This is a genomic window from Cryobacterium serini (assembly GCF_004404025.1).
Taxonomy (GTDB): domain Bacteria; phylum Actinomycetota; class Actinomycetes; order Actinomycetales; family Microbacteriaceae; genus Cryobacterium; species Cryobacterium serini.
Genome location: NZ_SOHN01000009.1, coordinates 321,104 through 338,369, shown reverse-complemented (window position 1 = coordinate 338,369; position 17,266 = coordinate 321,104). Strand labels below are relative to the sequence as shown.

Annotated in this window: 18 protein-coding genes; 3 read left to right on the top strand and 15 right to left on the bottom strand. The window is 62.6% G+C overall.

The window, feature by feature from the left end:
* Window positions 1-33: 33 nt before the first annotated feature.
* The 4 genes from E3T51_RS07160 to E3T51_RS07145 form a co-directional block, all read right to left on the bottom strand.
* The gene (locus tag E3T51_RS07160) at window positions 34-243 is read right to left on the bottom strand and encodes a hypothetical protein (RefSeq protein ID WP_104192798.1); all 210 of its coding nucleotides are present in this window, start codon (window positions 241-243) and stop codon (window positions 34-36) included.
* 82 nt (window positions 244-325) lie between these two features.
* Window positions 326-697: a DUF948 domain-containing protein gene (locus E3T51_RS07155; protein WP_134529111.1), complete on the bottom strand. Its 372-nt coding sequence runs from the start codon at window positions 695-697 to the stop codon at window positions 326-328.
* Between the two features lie 133 nt (window positions 698-830).
* On the bottom strand, window positions 831-1,460 hold the full coding sequence (rpsD, locus tag E3T51_RS07150) for a 30S ribosomal protein S4 (protein ID WP_092107727.1): 630 nt from the start codon (window positions 1,458-1,460) through the stop codon (window positions 831-833).
* Between the two features lie 199 nt (window positions 1,461-1,659).
* On the bottom strand, window positions 1,660-3,000 hold the full coding sequence (locus E3T51_RS07145; protein WP_134529109.1) for a replication-associated recombination protein A: 1,341 nt from the start codon (window positions 2,998-3,000) through the stop codon (window positions 1,660-1,662).
* 108 nt (window positions 3,001-3,108) lie between these two features.
* On the opposite strand from E3T51_RS07145, the gene E3T51_RS07140 reads away from it, so the two are divergent.
* From E3T51_RS07140 to E3T51_RS07130, 3 genes are all read left to right on the top strand, one after another.
* Window positions 3,109-3,912, top strand: coding sequence for a peptidylprolyl isomerase (locus tag E3T51_RS07140; protein WP_134529107.1), 804 nt, complete (start codon window positions 3,109-3,111; stop codon window positions 3,910-3,912).
* Between the two features lie 110 nt (window positions 3,913-4,022).
* Window positions 4,023-5,255, top strand: a complete 1,233-nt coding sequence (locus tag E3T51_RS07135; protein ID WP_134529106.1) for a DUF349 domain-containing protein — start codon at window positions 4,023-4,025, stop codon at window positions 5,253-5,255.
* Window positions 5,256-5,368: 113 nt separating this feature from the next.
* Complete coding sequence (locus E3T51_RS07130) at window positions 5,369-5,977, top strand: type IV toxin-antitoxin system AbiEi family antitoxin (RefSeq protein WP_134529104.1); 609 nt, start codon at window positions 5,369-5,371, stop codon at window positions 5,975-5,977.
* Here E3T51_RS07130 and E3T51_RS07125 read toward each other — a convergent pair.
* From E3T51_RS07125 to pdxS, 11 genes are all read right to left on the bottom strand, one after another.
* Entirely contained in the window at window positions 5,974-8,229 is a 2,256-nt protein-coding gene (locus E3T51_RS07125) for a RelA/SpoT family protein (RefSeq protein ID WP_134529102.1), read from the bottom strand. The two genes, E3T51_RS07130 and E3T51_RS07125, sit on opposite strands and share 4 nt — an antisense overlap.
* 173 nt (window positions 8,230-8,402) lie before the next feature.
* Window positions 8,403-9,416, bottom strand: a complete 1,014-nt coding sequence (gene secF, locus E3T51_RS07120; RefSeq protein WP_134529100.1) for a protein translocase subunit SecF — start codon at window positions 9,414-9,416, stop codon at window positions 8,403-8,405.
* The gene (gene secD, locus E3T51_RS07115; protein ID WP_134529098.1) at window positions 9,416-11,137 is read right to left on the bottom strand and encodes a protein translocase subunit SecD; all 1,722 of its coding nucleotides are present in this window, start codon (window positions 11,135-11,137) and stop codon (window positions 9,416-9,418) included. The genes secF and secD overlap by 1 nt, the downstream gene beginning before the upstream one ends.
* A 116-nt stretch (window positions 11,138-11,253) precedes the next feature.
* Window positions 11,254-11,640, bottom strand: a complete 387-nt coding sequence (gene yajC / locus E3T51_RS07110) for a preprotein translocase subunit YajC (RefSeq protein ID WP_134529096.1) — start codon at window positions 11,638-11,640, stop codon at window positions 11,254-11,256.
* A gap of 113 nt (window positions 11,641-11,753) precedes the next feature.
* Complete coding sequence (ruvB, locus tag E3T51_RS07105) at window positions 11,754-12,764, bottom strand: Holliday junction branch migration DNA helicase RuvB (RefSeq protein ID WP_134529423.1); 1,011 nt, start codon at window positions 12,762-12,764, stop codon at window positions 11,754-11,756.
* Window positions 12,765-12,799: 35 nt separating this feature from the next.
* A complete protein-coding gene (gene ruvA, locus E3T51_RS07100) occupies window positions 12,800-13,468 on the bottom strand; it encodes a Holliday junction branch migration protein RuvA (protein ID WP_134529094.1) in 669 nt (222 codons plus the stop codon).
* Window positions 13,465-14,091, bottom strand: coding sequence for a crossover junction endodeoxyribonuclease RuvC (ruvC, locus tag E3T51_RS07095; protein ID WP_134529092.1), 627 nt, complete (start codon window positions 14,089-14,091; stop codon window positions 13,465-13,467). The genes ruvA and ruvC overlap by 4 nt, the downstream gene beginning before the upstream one ends.
* Before the next feature lie 4 nt (window positions 14,092-14,095).
* Entirely contained in the window at window positions 14,096-14,860 is a 765-nt protein-coding gene (locus E3T51_RS07090) for a YebC/PmpR family DNA-binding transcriptional regulator (protein ID WP_134529090.1), read from the bottom strand.
* A gap of 128 nt (window positions 14,861-14,988) precedes the next feature.
* Window positions 14,989-15,543, bottom strand: coding sequence for a DUF1697 domain-containing protein (locus tag E3T51_RS07085; RefSeq protein ID WP_134529088.1), 555 nt, complete (start codon window positions 15,541-15,543; stop codon window positions 14,989-14,991).
* A gap of 75 nt (window positions 15,544-15,618) precedes the next feature.
* Window positions 15,619-16,260 carry a pyridoxal 5'-phosphate synthase glutaminase subunit PdxT gene (gene pdxT / locus E3T51_RS07080; protein ID WP_241989210.1) on the bottom strand — a complete coding sequence of 214 codons (642 nt, stop codon included), beginning with the start codon at window positions 16,258-16,260 and terminating at the stop codon, window positions 15,619-15,621.
* A gap of 11 nt (window positions 16,261-16,271) precedes the next feature.
* Window positions 16,272-17,174 (bottom strand): pyridoxal 5'-phosphate synthase lyase subunit PdxS, encoded by a 903-nt coding sequence (pdxS, locus tag E3T51_RS07075; RefSeq protein ID WP_134529086.1) that lies wholly within the window; start codon window positions 17,172-17,174, stop codon window positions 16,272-16,274.
* Window positions 17,175-17,266 lie beyond the last annotated feature (92 nt).

The following is a 17,266-nucleotide window of genomic DNA, read 5'->3' as shown; positions in this document are numbered from 1 at the left end:
GCGAAAGACGAAGGTTCTTTTTAGACCGGATGCTTACGGCGCGGTAGGCGTCGACGCGTCGCCGAGCGCGGCGTGCAGCTCCGCCTCGCGCTGCCGGTAGCCCTCGGAAATAGCCTCGCCGAACTCGCGGGCCTTGGTGTCGAGTTCGGTGAAGAACTGCTTGCCTTGCTGGGTCTTGTTGACCTCATGGGCCACCACGAAGCCCGCGGCGACGCCGATGACCAACCAGATGACGTTCTTCATTGCACTTCTCCCTGAATCTGCCTAGCCGTAGCTATCCATAAGTCGGGCGCGAAAATATCGGCGCCGAATCCAGAGTAGCCGGTCAACCCCGATTACGCCGAGGCCGCGGCCGCCCGGCGCGAAAGGCCGCCCGCACGCCGGCAGAGAACCCAGCGAGTTTGATAAGGGGTCCACCAACCGTCGCGGCGAACAACGCGACGAGTGCTGAAACGTTACCTGTGGCATCCGCTACGTTGCTCGTGATGGTGTCCACCCGAGCCAGTTGCTGGTTGGCGCCGCGAATAGCATCGGTCGTCTCGGTCAGCATCGGGGTGATTCCGTCGCTGAGTTCGTGGATGGCCGCGGTGGTCTCATCAAACACCCGGCCCAATTTGACCAGCGGAATGGCAATGAGCGCGACCAAAATCGCGAACACGCCGGCAGCGATGAGTCCGGCAATATCTCCACCTGACACGGTGACTCCACTTCGCTTGATCGGCTCCTGCGGAGCCCGGGTATACAAAAGGGCGGATCACCCTGGGGTGATCCGCCCTTCAGCGTATCGGTTTCCAGCAGCCCGAAGGCTACTGAGATCCGGTCAATGCTAGCTATCGGGCTGCGTAGTACTCCACGACGAGCTGAACTTCACAGGTCACGGGAATCTCGATGCGCTTCGGGGCGCGCACGAGGCGGGCCTGAAGCTTGTCGAGCTCAACCTCGAGGTACGGCGGGAGCTTGGGAAGCAGGTCGACGTGTCCGCCGGCTGCTGCAACCTGGAAGGGCTCCATGCCCTCGCTGCGAGCCTTGACGTGCATGAGCTGGCCGGGCTTCACGCGGAAGGAGGGCCGGTCAACGAGCTCTCCGTCGACGAGGATGTGACGGTGCACGATCATCTGACGAGCCTGAGCCGTGGTACGGGCGATCGCGGAACGAACGAGGAGGGCGTCCAGACGGGTCTCCAGGATCTCGACGAGGTTCTCACCGGTCAGTCCCTGGCGACGACGAGCCTGCTCGAAGGCAATCTTGAGCTGGGCTTCGCGGATGCCGTACTGGGCGCGTAAGCGCTGCTTTTCGCGGAGGCGTACGGCGTAGTCCGAATCGGTCTTGCGCTTGGTGCGGCCGTGCTCACCGGGTGCGTAGGGGCGCTTCTCGAGGAAGCGGGCTGCCTTCGGCGTGAGGGCGATGCCCAGCGCGCGCGAAAGGCGAGTTTTACTGCGGGTACGTGACTTGGTAGACACGGTTTCCTTTCAATCGGACTCAATAACAGGGATACCAGGGCGAGTGCGTATGGCTACAGCACTGCGTCATGGGAGATCAGAGGATTGGGTGCCACGGGAAGTTCGGCTACAGAACGATTCCCCTCCAAACTGGAAACGGACGCAGCCGCATGCCGAAACCAGTTGTAGGCGAAGACAAGGCTAGCACACGGACGCACCGTTACTGATTGCGCACTATTCTGCGGATTTTGAGCAGGCGCGCAGAAATGTCGCGCTCGTGGCCGTGCTCGGTCGGCTCGTAGTAGCGGGTGTTTTTCAATTCGGTCGGCGGATACTGCTGGGTGACCACGCCGAGCGCGTCGTTGTGCGGGTATACGTACCCCTTGCCGTGACCGAGTCGTTTAGCGCCGGGGTAATGCGCGTCGCGCATGCCCTTGGGCACTCGGCCCATCTTGCCGGCCCGCACGTCGGCGATCGCCGCATCAAGCGCCATGTAGGCCGCGTTGGACTTGGGCGCAGTTGCGAGGTGCACGACTGCCTGGGCCAAGGGTATGCGGCCCTCGGGCATGCCGATTAATTGCACGGCGTCGGCGGCGGCTACAGCGATGAGGAGCGATTGCGGGTCGGCCATGCCGATGTCTTCGGAGGCGAGAACGATGATGCGGCGGCAAATATACCGCGGATCTTCGCCGGCCTCGATCATGCGCGCCAGGTAATGCAGTGCAGCGTCGACGTCACTGCCGCGCACCGACTTGATGAACGCACTGATCACGTCATAGTGCTCGTCACCATTCCGGTCGTAACGCAGCAAGGCACGATCAACGGCGAGCGAGACGATATCAGTCGTGATGACGGGCTTGCCGGTCGCTCCGGGTTCCAGCGTCGACTCCGCTGAAACGGATGCCGCCTCCAGCGCGGTCAGCGCCCGCCGGGCGTCACCAGAGGCGAGGCGGATGATCGCGCCGCGGGCTTCAGGGTCCAACTCAAACCGGTCGGCCAGGCCGCGCGTGTCGGTGACGGCGCGGTCCACAACAATGCCGAGGTCGTCGTCACTGAGCACTTCGAGGGTGAGTAAGAGAGAACGCGACAGCAAAGGAGAAATAATCGAGAACGATGGGTTTTCGGTGGTCGCGGCGACCAGAATGACGACACCGTTCTCGACTCCCGGCAACAAGGTGTCCTGTTGAGCCTTGGAAAAGCGGTGGATCTCGTCAAGAAACAGCACCGTCGCGAGGCCATACAAATCGCGGTTGGTGCGGGCATCTTCCATCACCTGCCGCACGTCACGTACGCCGGCCGTCACAGCGGACAGCTCGACGAACCGTCGCCCCGAGCTGTGCGCGATGGCCTGCGCCAGCGTGGTTTTTCCGGTGCCGGGCGGTCCCCACAAGATGACCGACACGCTGCCGCGCTCCCCGGTCTTGTCGCTCGCGAGGCTCACCAGCGGGGAACCCGGCGTCAGCAGGTGGCGCTGGCCGGCGACCTCGTCAAGTGTTTTTGGGCGCATTCGTACGGCGAGGGGGGCCTGCCCACTGTGCAGACCCGGTTGAGCATCCGACATTCTTACAGCGTAGTTTGTGCGTAGAGTTCTACGAGGTCGGGAGCACGTGGCGCCTGATTGCTTTTTGTTCGGTCGTCGCCAATCCCGACGGCCCTGGAGGGGTTCCAAGTGGCTTCGAATTACAAGCTCGAGCGTGCGGCACGTGAAGAGCGCGGACGCGTTCGTTCCTACCAAGCCAGACGGGCCGTGCACGAGCACCAGAAAAAGCGTCGCGTGCGGGACAATCTCATCGCCGGGGGCGGACTGCTCGTCGTACTGACCCTCATCGTGGTCGCGCAGGTGTTCTACTTCGACGGCGGACCAGGCACTCCGGCCGCAACCACCGCGGCCACCGACACCACCGACACCCCGACCACGGCGCCGACCGCTGCCGCCGGTGCTAATTCGGGTGCAGTGCCCGCCAGCACGCTGGCCGAAGGTCGCGCCTGGACCGGCAGCATGACCCTCAACGACATTCCGGTCGGATTCGAGCTCGACGGTGCTCTGGCTCCGCAGGCAGTTTCGTCGACCATCAAGCTCGTTCAAACCGGGTTCTATAACGGCCTCACCTGCCACCGTCTAACGGTGGAGGGTATTTTCGTGCTGCAGTGCGGCGACCCGGTGGGTGATGGCACCGGTGGCCCCGACTACAGCTACGGACCGGTGGAGAATGCCCCGACCGACGACGTTTATCCAGCAGGGACCCTCGCCATGGCGCGTTCCGGCAACGACGGCTTCTCCAACGGCAGCCAGTTCTTCATCGTCTACGAAGACAGCACTATCCCCGCCGACAGCGCGGGCGGTTACACGGTGCTTGGCCGGGTCACGAGCGGCCTCGACCAGATCAAGGCCGAGATCACGGATGCTGGAATCACGGCAGGCGGTGCCTCGCCCGTCGTGCCGACCACCATTACGGGCATAACAGTTCAGTAGGATCAATCGACCCGCCTGCGCTATTGCAATAGGCTTATCAGGGTATTTCCTGGCTCCGCACTCTTCACTCCCGCGGATCCACACACAACAACTCAGCAAAGGTGAGGCTCTTGACTACGACAGATCAGCAACCATGGGGTCGCGTAGACGAAACCGGCACGGTTTACGTGCGCGAAGCCGATGGCGAACGCGCCGTCGGCCAATACCCGGATGCCACTCCGGAAGAGGCCCTGGCCTACTTCGAACGCAAGTACGTTGAGCTCAACGGACAGGTAACCCTGCTCGAACAGCGCGCGAAGGGGGGCGCTCCGGCCGCGGATATCGCCAAGTCGGTCTCCAACCTCACCGTCGCCGTTGCCAACGCCAACGCCGTCGGCAATCTCGCCGCACTGGCCGAGCGTCTCGGTGCCCTCGGCGGGGCTGTCAGTGAGCTCACCGAGCAGCAGAGCATCGAAACCAAGGCCGCATCCGCAGCCGCCGTCGCTGAGCGGGCAGAGATCGTGACCGAGGCGGAGCGTCTTGCCGCCGAAGATCCGGCGAAGACGCAGTGGAAGCAGACCAGCGCCGCTCTCGACGTTCTGTTCGCCAAATGGCAGGCACACCAGCACGACGCCCCGCGCATTCCCAAGGGGGAAGCCAACGACCTCTGGAAGCGCTTCCGTGCCGCGCGCACGACGATCGAGCAGAACCGCAAGGCGTTCTTCGCCGAGCTTGACAGCGCTCACAAAGACGTTCGCACCAAGAAGCAGCATCTGATCGAACAGGCGGAGGCCCTCGCCCCGCAGGGTGCCGATGGCGTCTCGGCATACCGAAACCTGCTCGACGAATGGAAGAAAGCCGGCCGCAGCGGCAAAAAACAGGACGACGCCATGTGGGCCAAGTTCAAGGCCGCCGGCGACGTGCTCTACTCGGTCAAAAGCGAGGTCGAAGCTCAGGACAACGAGGAATTCTCCGCGAACCTCGTACTCAAGCTCGAGCTGCTGGCCGAGGCCGAAACCCTGCTCACCACGAGCGACCGCAACGCTGCGCGCGACACGCTCACCGTGATCCAGCGGAAGTGGGATGACATCGGCAAGGTTCCCCGGGACCAGGTCAAGCCGATTGAGGACCGTCTTCGCAAGGTGGAAGCCGTCGTGCGCAAACTCGATGACGACCATTGGAAGCACAATAACCCGGAGACGAAGGCACGCACCGAGGGCTTGGCCGGCCAGCTGAACGACGCGATCGCCAAGCTCGAGGCTGAGCTGGCCCTGGCGCAGAAGGGGCAAAACGCCCGCGCCATCAAGGACGCCACCGAAGCGCTCGAGGCCCGCAAGGCCTGGCTGAAAGCGATCGGCCAGTAGCAAAGCGGCAGGGCCTCCCGCGGAGTTATACACACTCCGCGGGAGTTCGCACTTTATCCACAGATCGTCCTCCTCTGGGCCTTCTGAATGGGTAGGACCGTCACTCTGGTGGCATGACGAATTCAGCGGGACGACCGCTTAGCATAAACGACCTGCCGCTCACCGAGCTCTACAGCGCCCGTCTCGATGGACAGGTCTTCCAAGTCGCCGATTCCTGGTGCGTGATTGATGAGATAGACGGATGCGATACCCGCGCTATCGCCGCCAGCCAGCTGGTGCCGCCCCGCGCCATCGCTGAACAACTCACCGCCGCGTGGATCTACGGCGTCGCACCGGAGCCGCGTCGCCACCAGTTCTGTGTGCTGATCAGCGCGCGCGCCACCGCAGTGTGGTCTCCGCGGGCACAGGTGCGTGAAATCGTGCGCTCTCCCGACGATGTTCGCACCATCTCGGGGGTACGGGTTACCACGCCCCTGCGCACCGCGGTCGATCTCGCGCGCTACACGCCCGGCACTGCGCCGGCCGCGGGACTCACCGCCCTGTTGGCCCGCCTTTTGCACTACGGCGAATACCCCGATGTCTCGGCCGCCATTCGCCTCTGCAAACGAGGCAGCCCCGCCCACAGCACTCTTGCCGTGGCGCGATTGGCAGCCGTCACGGCTCCCCTGCAGGCCTTGCGCCTACAGTGCCTGCAGGGTGCTGCGCCCCTCACCGCAGGTTAGCCGTCGCTAACCCGGTACACATCGTAGACGGCATCAATGCGACGCACGGCGTTCAGCACGCGGTCGAGATGGGTAGTGTCACCCATTTCGAAGACGAAGCGGCTAAGCGCCAGGCGGGCGCTGGAGGTGTTGACGGTGGCCGAGAGAATGTTTACGTGGTGCTCCGACAACACCCGGGTGACGTCGGAGAGCAGCCCGGAACGGTCGAGAGCTTCAATTTGTATGTGTACGAGGAACAGGCTCTTGGAGGTGGGCGCCCACTCGACCTCGATCATGCGCTCGGGTTCTTTGAGCAGCGACTGCACGTTGTGGCAGGCCGCCTGGTGTACCGAGATTCCGGCGCCGCGGGTGACGAAGCCGACGATCTTGTCGCCGGGCACTGGAGTACAACAACGGGCCAGTTTCACGAGGATGTCGGGCGCCCCGCGCACGAGAACGCCCGAATCTCCATTGCGGGTGGTCTGCGTCCGCCCCCGCGCGGCGACCGGAAAATCATTGTTGTCGTTGTCTTCGATGCTCTGCACCGAGGAGACAACCTTTTCGAGCACGGACTGGGTCGAAACGTGGCCCTCACCAACAGCGGCATAGAGCGCCGAGACGTCTTCGTACTTGAGCTGGGCCGCGACCTCCGCGAAGGAGTCCTGGTTCATCAGCTTCTGCAGGGGGAGGTTCTGCTTGCGCATCGCGCGTGCGATGGCGTCGCGGCCCTGTTCGATAGCTTCGTCGCGGCGTTCTTTCGTAAACCATTGCCGGATCTTGTTGCGAGCCCTGGGGCTCTTGACGAAGTTCAGCCAGTCTTTGCTCGGGCCAGAGTCAGGGTTTTTCGAGGTGAACACCTCGACGACGTCGCCGGTGATCAGCTCGTTCTCGAGCGGTACCAGTCGGCCGTTGACTTTGGCCCCCATGGTGCGGTGGCCGACCTCTGTATGCACCGCATAGGCAAAGTCGACCGGTGTTGCACCGGAGGGCAGGCCAATGACCCGGCCCTTCGGCGTGAATACGTAAACTTCCTTGGCGCCGATCTCATAACGCAGGGAGTCAAGGAACTCTCCCGGGTCGGCCGTTTCGGCCTGCCAGTCAGAGATGTGCGCGAGCCACGCCATATCGGTGTCGCTCTGGGGACCTGGCCCGCCTGCACTTTTGCCGTTGACCTGTTCTTTGTACTTCCAGTGCGCGGCAACTCCGAACTCAGCACGCTGGTGCATCTCGGTGGTGCGAATCTGAATTTCCACAGCGCGACCGCTGGGGCCGAGCACGGTCGTGTGCAGGGACTGGTACAGGTTGAACTTCGGCGTGGCGATGTAGTCCTTGAACCGACCCGGCAGCGGCGTCCACCGGGCGTGGATGGAACCCAGCACCGCGTAGCAGTCCCGCACGGAATTTACGAGAACGCGAATACCGACGAGGTCGTAAATCTCATCGAACTCACGGCCGCGCACGACCATCTTCTGATAGATCGAGTAGTACTGTTTGGGTCGCCCGGCGACTTTGCCGCGAATTCGTGCCGATTTGAGATCGTTGTTGATGGTGTCGATGACCTGCTGAACGAACTCTTCACGCTGCGGCGTGCGCTGCTTGACCAGACTTTCAATCTCGGCGTACAGCTTGGGGTACAGCACCGCAAAAGAAAGGTCTTCGAGTTCCCATTTAATGGTCTGGATTCCGAGGCGGTGCGCGAGGGGCGCGTAGATTTCCAAAGTCTCTGTAGCTTTTCGCACTGCGGATTCATTGGGAACGAAGCCCCACGTGCGCGCATTGTGCAGTCGGTCCGCGAGTTTGATGATGAGCACTCGAATGTCTTTGGACATTGCGACGATCATTTTACGGACGGTCTCGGCCTGGGTCGAATCGCCGTATTTCACCTTGTCGAGCTTGGTGACCCCATCCACCAGCATCGCAATTTCATCGCCAAAGTCGGCCCGCAGGGCGTCTAGTGTGTAGTCCGTGTCCTCCACGGTGTCGTGCAGCAAAGCAGCAGCGATGGTCTTGGTACCGATACCGAGATCAGCCAAAATCTGAGCCACGGCGACGGGATGGGTGATGTACGGCTCGCCGCTCCGACGCAGTTGACCGTCGTGTGCCCGCTCGGCGGCGGTATACGCGCGCTCGATGATCGACAGATCAACCTTGGGGTGATTCAGCCGTACCGTCTTAATCAAGCGATCGACGGCACCGGCGGGCTGCGCCCGGGAGAATATGCGCGGAACTAAACGGCGCAGCGACGCCGGGGAGGGGGTCGTCGTGTCCGTCATAGTCTCACCTCGTACTTCACGCCCGGCGGAGATACGCGGGCGGGTGTGCGTAGTGTCAATTATGCCGGTTCTGGGACGGTCGCCCTTACGCCCCCAGCGATCACGTGTCGATCACACACGGAAGCGGCCAGCCCGACGGGGCTGGCCGCTCTCCATCGCAGAGATTCCTGCAACTACGCCGTGACGCTCTCCGCGGTTGGAGCTGAAGCCTTGGCGCGCGCGGCGAGGGCTTTCTTGTCGTGTTTACGAATGACATCCTCACCGTTTCGCAGCTGGGCATACATCGGTGACGCGATGAAGATGGTCGAATAAGTGCCGACCAGAATTCCGATGAGCAGAGCGAGGGAGATGTCGCGCAGGGTGCCGGCGCCCAGAACGAACGCACCGATGAACAGAATGGATGCCACGGGCAGGGCCGCCACGACGGAGGTGTTGATGGAACGCACGAGCGTCTGGTTGACGGCGAGGTTCACCGACTCAGAGAAGGTTCGGCTTGAGCCTGACCCATCGAAATTCGTGTTCTCGCGAATCTTGTCGAAAACAACGACGGTGTCATAGAGCGAGTACCCAAGGATCGTGAGAAACCCGATCACTGCCGCCGGCGTGATTTCAAAACCGGTTATCCCATAGAAGCCCGCAGTGATCACGAGGTCGTGCAGCAGGGCGACCATGGCTGCCACGGACATCTTCCAGGTGCGGAAGTAGATCGCCATGATGATTCCGGCCAGCACGAGGAACACGACCAGGGCACGAAGAGCCTGACCCGTGATGTCCTGCCCCCAGGTCGCACCGATAAACGAGGTGGCAACCTCACGGACGGGAACGTTATAGGCGGCGGCGAGAGCGTCACGCACCTCCGTGGTCTCCGCTTCCGAGAGCTGATCGGTCTGGATCCGCACACCGTCAGAGCCGACGGTGGAGACCTTCGGGACGGTGTCCGGAACAACACTCGCGACGGCATCCGTTGCCGTGGTCTCCGACTGGCTGGTCGTTTGCGAGACAACGAACTCGCTGCCCCCGGTGAATTCGATACCGAAAACGAAACCGCCGCGCAACAGGAACGGACCAACCAGGGCGATGAGGACCATTCCTCCGGCGATCAAGTACCAGAGCTTCCGACGCCCGACGATATTGAGCGAACGAGCGCCCGTGTAGAGGTCATTTCCAAATTTCGAGAAGCTGGCCATCAGGAATCCTTCCTGTCCGTCGATCGTTCAGTGCTGGTGCTCACGAGCTCTGAGGCTTTACGCTCGGCGATGGTTTGTCGCTTCGCTGCCTCTTTGCTCGAGGAAGAGACCTTGGAAGCCGACACCGCCGCGGACGGTTCAAATCGGGCCCGTCCGCGGTAGACGGCCCCGAGCGCTCGCGGATCCAGCCCGCTGAGTTTGTGGCCCTCATTAAAGAATTTCGTCTGAGCGACCAGCTGCAGCATCGGGTGGGTGAACAAACTGACCACGAGCAGGTCGACGATCGTCGTGAGGCCAAGCGTCAGCGCGAAACCGCGCACGTTGCCAACGGCGAGCACGAACAACACGGCAGCGGCAAGAAAATTGACGACGTCAGAGGCGACGATGGTGCGGAAAGCCCGCTTCCAGCCAGCTTCGACCGAGGACTCCAGCCCGCGACCGTCGCGCAGCTCATCACGAACACGTTCGAAGTACACGATGAACGAGTCGGCAGTGATACCGATAGCCACGATCAAACCGGCTACACCGGCCAGGGACAGGCGATAGCCGTCGCGCCAGGACAAAATGGTGATGAGCAGATAGGTGATCACCGCAGCCACGCCTAGAGACGCAACCGTGATCATCCCGAGAAGACGGTACTGGGCGAGCGAGTACAGCACGACGAGGATCAGACCGATCAGGCCGGCGATCAGCCCATTGAGCAGTTGCGTCGAACCGAGCGTCGCCGAAATGGTGTCCTGGCTTTGCACGGTGAAGCTGATCGGAAGGGCACCGAACTTGAGCTGGTCTGCCAGCGCTTTTGAACTGTCCTGATCGAATGACCCGGTGATCTGTGGCTTGCCATCGAGGATGGCGGCCTGGGTGGTCGGGGCAGAGATGACATGGCCGTCGAGCACGATTGCAAACTGGTTTTGCACACCGGTGAGGTCGAACAACCGGGTGGTGACGTCAGCGAACTTCGAGGTTCCATCATTGTTGAAGACGATATTGACGGCCCACTCGCCCGTGGTTGCGCCGTTTTGCGTCGTTTGTTGGCCATTGGTCGCGTTGGCGATCGTGGACCCGTCCACCTCGACCGGACCGAGGATGTACTTGACGGATCCATCCGTTTCGCAGGTGATCAGGGGCTGGTTGGCCGGCGCCACGTTGGTGGAGTTAATTTTGCTGCAATCGAAGGCGTCGTACTCTGCCTGGAGTGAAGGGGTGACGTAGTTGAGGTCGCTTGCGTTGGTCGGTTCGACGGCGGGAGTGGTCGACAGGCTCGGATCGACGGGAACTTGCGGCGTCGGCGTTGCGGTGCCGTCAGCACCGACGGTCTGGCCGGACGGTTGACCGGCGACGAGCACCGCCCGAAACTCGAGCTTTGCCGACGACTTGATGCGTTCCAGGGTGGCGTCATCGGGGGTACCGGGGATCGATACGACGATGTTTCGTCCGCCCTGAGTATTGACCTCCGCCTCGGAGGCACCAGAGGAGTTCACACGCTGGCGGATGATACCGACCGCTTCGCCCAACTGTTCAGAGGTAACCGTCGCGCCACTCTCAACCTGCGGGGCGAGAATGATCTGCGTTCCGCCCGCGAGGTCAAGGGCCAGTTTCGGTGCCCACGATCCGTTCTGGGTAAACACGCCAAAAGCGTTGAGGGCGATGAGGCCGACGATAATCACGCCAAGCCAGGTCAGGGATCGCCAGGCCTTCTTGACCGGAGAGGACTTAGCCACCTATGAACTCAGCTTTCTGTTGGCGCCCACGCCAAAATGCGTGGGCGCGCCGCGTGTTGCAGTACGTGCGTTGGTTTAACTGTGGTGCCAAGCGAGTATTGCGTAAAAATTAGAAACTACGCGTCACCCTTTTTGGGCTGGTCCGTGGTGTCGGTGTCGGCATCGGCAACGCGCTGGCCGAATTCCGGCTCGGTGAGCGAGTCGATGCTATCAACACTGGAGTCCTCGGGGTCATCGACCACTACCGGCTCCACCACACGGGCGATGGTCTGACGGTGGATTTCGACAACGACGCCGGGGGCGATCTGCAGTTCGACCTTGTTGGCCTCCTCATCGATGGCGATGATCGTGCCGTACATGCCGAAGTTGGTCATAACGTCGGCGCCGGGAACCATGGTGGCCTGCAGTGCTTCCTGGTCTTTCTTGCGCTTACGGCCATTGCGGAACATGAAGAAGACGAGAACGGCCAAAACGGCCAACATGACGAGAGTCAATGAATCCATAAAGCGGTATTACCTTTCGATTGCGGCACGGGTGGCCGAAGCTTGTGATGAGGCCCGCGTGTGCGGGCAGATACCTTCTGAACTAAGGCTATAGACAGATGGACCAAATTGAATTATAGATCAAGAAGGGTCGCACTGCCCTGAGGAGGGGTCAGACCGAAATGTTGCCACGCTGCGCTCGTGGCAACCCGCCCTCGCGGGGTGCGCGTGAGGAAGCCTATCCTTACCAGGAACGGCTCGACGACCGCCTCCACCGTCTCGGACTCTTCACCGACCGACACGGCCAGGGTGTTGAGCCCCACCGGCCCTCCGCCGAACCGGGTCAAAATGATCTTCATGACTTCACGGTCGAGGCGGTCGAGGCCGATCGCATCGACGTCATACAGCTCGAGTGCCGCGTGCACCGCAGCAATGTCGGCCGCTCCCCCGTGCACGAGCGCATAGTCACGGACCCGGCGCAGCAGGCGGTTCGCGATGCGCGGTGTGCCGCGGCACCGTCCGGCGATCTCGGCCAAAGCATCTTTTTTGATCGGCAGGTCGATTAAATGTGCTGCACGAGCCAAAACTTGTTCGAGCTCGCTCTCAGCGTAGAACTCGAGATGGGCTGTGAAACCGAATCGGTCGCGCAAGGGGTTCGGCAGCAGGCCTGAACGGGTGGTGGCACCGACCAGGGTGAACGGGGCCAGGTCGAGCGGAACCGAGGTAGCACCGGCGCCCTTGCCGACCATAATGTCAATGCGGAAGTCTTCCATGGCGAGGTAGAGCATCTCTTCGGCGGAGCGTGCCATGCGGTGGATCTCGTCGATAAAGAGCACCTCGCCGGGAACCAGGGAAGAAAGCACGGCCGCGAGGTCGCCAGCGTGTTGAATGGCTGGACCACTCGACATGCGCAACGGACGGTTACCCTCGTAGGCGACGATCATGGCCAGGGTGGTCTTGCCGAGGCCGGGAGGACCGGCCAGGAGGATGTGATCGGGTGTGCGATTCTGCATCGTTGCGGCGGTCAGCAGCAGCTGTAACTGCCCACGCACCTTTTTCTGGCCGACGAATTCGGCCAGACTCGCCGGGCGCAAGGCCCCCTCGAAGGCAAGCTCTGACTCGCTTTCAAGCGACGGGTCGACCAGCTTGACGACGGAGTTATCGAGGTCAGGATCGGTTGTCACGAGCGAGACGTTCCGTTGCTCGCGGCGGCCGCAGCGCCGGTAGCGTGGTGCGCTGCCGGGCCCAGACGTCCAAGTGCCAGCCGGAGCACAGCGGCAACCGCCGGCGGCGCGGAGTCGGTACCGGCGGCATCCGCCAGCTCGGACAGGGTTTCGTCGACCGCCTCGGCCGCGATCCGCTCCGACCAGCCGAGGCCGATCAGGGCAGCCTGCACGCTCGCAGCGACCGATCGGACCCCGGGCTGGCGGGTCGGCGTGCTCGCGGCCGTGACGGCGAGTTTGCCGGCCAAGGAAAGCACGATGAGTTTTGCGGTTTTCGGTCCGATGCCGCTAACTTTGCGGAAGACGCCGTCGTCATCACCGGCGACAGCCTGCGCGATCTGGTTAGGGGTGAGTACGGCCAGCACGCCGAGAGCGGACTTGGGGCCCACACCGGTCACACCGACGAGCAGTTCAAAGACCGCGAGTTCGTCACCGGTGGAAAAGCCATAGAGCGTGAGGGAATCCTCCCGCACGATGAGGATGGTCACCAGCCGGGCTTCCTCGTTGATGCGCAGGCCGAGTGCTGTGGCCGGCGTCACCTGCACGGCGAGGCCGACACCGCCGACCTCGATCACGACGGTTGAGCCGACGGCTGAAAGGACAAGGCCACGTACGGAAGAGATCACCGCTTAAGACTACGGGGCACCGCCGACACCGCTGGTACCAATCCTCGTTCGGCATCGCGCCACGCCTTCTGTGCCGGGGTGAGGGCTCCGGGCGTGACGGTGGACGCTTTCACCGAGGCTACGGTAGGCAGCGTGCCACCAGATGCCCCAGTACGCCAAGCGTGGCAGATCGCGAGGGCGAGGGCATCCGCTGCGTCGGCTGGTTTGGGAATCTCGGTTAGCCCAAGGATGCGGGCGACCATTGTGCCGACCTGCTTTTTATCGGCGGCACCGTAGCCGGTGATGGCGGCTTTCACTTCGCTCGGGGTGTGCAGGGTCACCGGCAGGCCGCGCTTCGCGGCGAGCAGCAGGGCGACCCCGCTGATCTGCGCGGTGCCCATGACGGTGCGCACGTTGTGCTGGGCGAAGACACGTTCAATGGCAATAAATTGCGGCCGATGGCGGTCGAGCATGTCTTCCAGACCCTCGGCCAGTAGCAACAGCCGCTGCTCGAGGGGCAGGTCGGGTGCGGTGCGCAGCACGGTCACGTCCACCAAGCGAGCTGAGCGGTTACCCTCGACGTCGACCACGCCCACACCGCACCGGGTGAGACCCGGGTCGATGCCGAGAACCCGTACCGCCATCGAACTACTCGGACTCGCTCGCGAGTGCGGCCTGTACCTCGGCGGACAGGTCGTAGTTGGAGTACACGTTCTGCACGTCGTCGAGGTCTTCCATGGCGTCGATGAGGTGGAACACCTTACGGGCGGTTTCTGCATCGACCTCGATCTTGAGCGAGGGAATGAACGCAATGTCCGCTGACTCATAGTCGATTCCAGCGGCCTGCAGCGCGGTACGAGTCGCGACGAGGTCGCTCACATTCGAGTGAATCTCGTAGGTCTCACCCTCGTCGATGACCTCTTCGGCGCCGGCATCGAGAACGGCAAGCATGATGTCGTCTTCGGTCAGCGTCGGCAGGTGCTTGACCACAACGACGCCCTTGCGGTGAAAGTTGTAGGCGACGCTGCCCGGATCGGCCATGGCTCCGCCGTTGCGGGCCATCGCGGTGCGAACCTCGGCCGCGGCGCGGTTTTTGTTGTCGGTGAGGCACTCGATCATGATCGCAACCCCGTGCGTGGCGTAACCCTCGTACATGATGGTGGTGTAGTCGACCTGCTCGCCAGACAGGCCAGCGCCGCGCTTGACCGCGCGGTCGATGTTGTCGTTGGGTACCGACGTCTTCTTGGCCTTCTGAATAGCGTCGACCAGCGTCGGGTTACCCGAGAGGTCAGCGCCGCCCAGTCGAGCCGCCACCTCGATGTTCTTGATGAGCTTGGCGAACGCTTTGGCCCGCCTGGAGTCGGTGACCGCCTTCTGGTGCTTCGTGGTGGCCCATTTGGAATGCCCGGACATACATCTCCCGTTGTTGTGCTCGATCGTTCACTGTGGTGCAGCAGGTGCCGGCGGCCCGTGGCCAATTGGCCGTAATGCGGCGAGCGGCGGCAGTGCGTGGTCGGTGCACGCTTAGGTGCCGAATCAGTCTATCCCGCAGTGACTTCCAGCAGCTTGTGCAGGGTGTGCAGGTTGCGGGTGGTCGTCGTGTCGCGGTACTTGAGTTTGGCACTCTTCTTACTGAAAGCACTCTTGATCCCGACCGACTTGCGAACCTCCCAATACAGCACACCGTGGCCGAGTTCGATGCGTTCCTCGGCGACCTCAAGTTCTTTGCGGTGCCCGGCAAGCTCGCTGAGATGTCCAGGATCCGAGGAAAACATCACATACGGATGCCAGCCGTCACGGCCCGCGTCGAAGGGGTACGCGCGAACGATCCGGTCGAGCGATTCAGCGTCGACGAGCACGATCCACGCCTCGTACTCAAACCGAGCGGTCAGAGCCCCCTCGATGCGGGCCTTGAGGGCGGCGGCTTCCGCTTTATCAACGAGCGGACTATCGATGCTGAAGATCACATTGCCACTCGCCAACACCGTTTTGACGTCGGTGTAGCCGAGATCGTGAAATGTGTCGGCAAGATCGGCCATGGTTATGGTGATGCCGTTGACGTTGATGCCACGGAGTAGTGCTACGTAGCGGGTCATCGTTGACCACCGGTTGTCTGAGTCATGTCTGAACCCTAGCCACACTCGCGCGCCCGGCACAATTGCGCCGACCACTCACCGGGCAGCGGCAACCAATTTCTGTAGAAAATACTGGTGAAAACGATATTCGCCGGTGATTTCCGGGTGAAAAGAGGTTCCGAGCAGGTTGCCCTGCTCGACGGCGACGCAGCGCCCGTCGTCGAGGATGGCCAGCGCGGTCGCCCCCGCACCGACGGTCTCCACGACCGGCGCTCGAATGAACACGGCGTGCACCGGCTCCGCTCCGAGCGCGGGAATGTCGAGGTCGGTCTCGAAGGAGGCCGTCTGCGAGCCGAAAGCGTTACGGCGCACGGCGATGTCAAGTCCGCCGAAACCCTGCTGGCCGTTCATGCCGTCGAGAATCGTGTCGGCGAGCATGATCAGGCCGGCGCAGGTGCCGTAGACCGGCAGGCCAGCCCGAATGGCTGCCTTCAACGGCTCGGCGAGGCCGAACGTGCGAGCCAGCTTGTCCATGACGCTCGATTCGCCGCCCGGAATGACCAGACCGTCGATGTGGTCGAGTTCTTCCGGGCGACGCACCAGGTCGACGTTCGCTCCGAGTTTGCGCAACACCTGCGCGTGTTCGCGAAAATCCCCCTGAAGGGCAAGCACCCCGACCCGCAGCCCTGGCGGTACAACAGTTTCAGCCGGTCGGGTGCCCACGAAGAGAATCGCCACGAACGGCCCGGCTACCAGCCGCGGCTGGCGAGGCGGTGCGGCGCCGGAATGTCGGACACGTTGATGCCGACCATGGCTTCACCGAGGCCGCGCGAGACATCGGCGATGACCTTGGCGTCGTCGTAGAACGTGACCGCCTTGACGATGGCCGCAGCGCGTTGCTCGGGGTTGCCCGACTTGAAGACGCCGGAGCCGACGAACACGCCGTCAGCGCCGAGCTGCATCATCATGGCGGCGTCAGCCGGGGTGGCTACGCCTCCGGCGGTGAACAGCACGACGGGCAGCTTGCCGGTCGAGGCGATCTCGGCGACGAGCTCGTACGGTGCCTGCAGTTCCTTGGCCGCAACATACAGTTCGTCGCGGCTCATTGAGGAAAGGCGCTTGATCTCGCCGTTGATGGTGCGGATGTGCTTGGTGGCTTCGGAGACATCGCCGGTGCCGGCTTCACCCTTGGACCGGATCATGGCCGCGCCCTCGGTGATGCGGCGAAGCGCCTCGCCGAGGTTGGTGGCGCCACAGACGAAGGGAATGGTGAAGTTCCACTTGTCGATGTGGTTCAAATAGTCGGCCGGGCTGAGCACTTCGGACTCGTCGATGTAGTCGACGCCGAGCACCTCAAGAATTTGGGCCTCAACGAAGTGGCCGATGCGGGCCTTCGCCATGACCGGAATGTTGACCTCGGCGATGATGCTGTCGATGAGGTCGGGGTCGCTCATGCGGGCCACGCCACCCTGTGAGCGGATGTCGGCGGGAACGCGCTCGAGAGCCATGACGGCGACAGCGCCGGCGTCTTCAGCAATACGAGCCTGGGCAGCGGTGACGACGTCCATGATGACGCCGCCCTTGAGCATTTCGGCGAGTCCGCGCTTGACGCGGCTCGATCCGAACTGCTCGGCGGAGGTTGATTCAGTCATACCTATAATCCTATTCCTTGCGCGGTGGTGGTCTGGTCGGCGGCGGGTGCTATGACGCGGAAAGACTGGGCGCGCACCAGCACACAGTGATT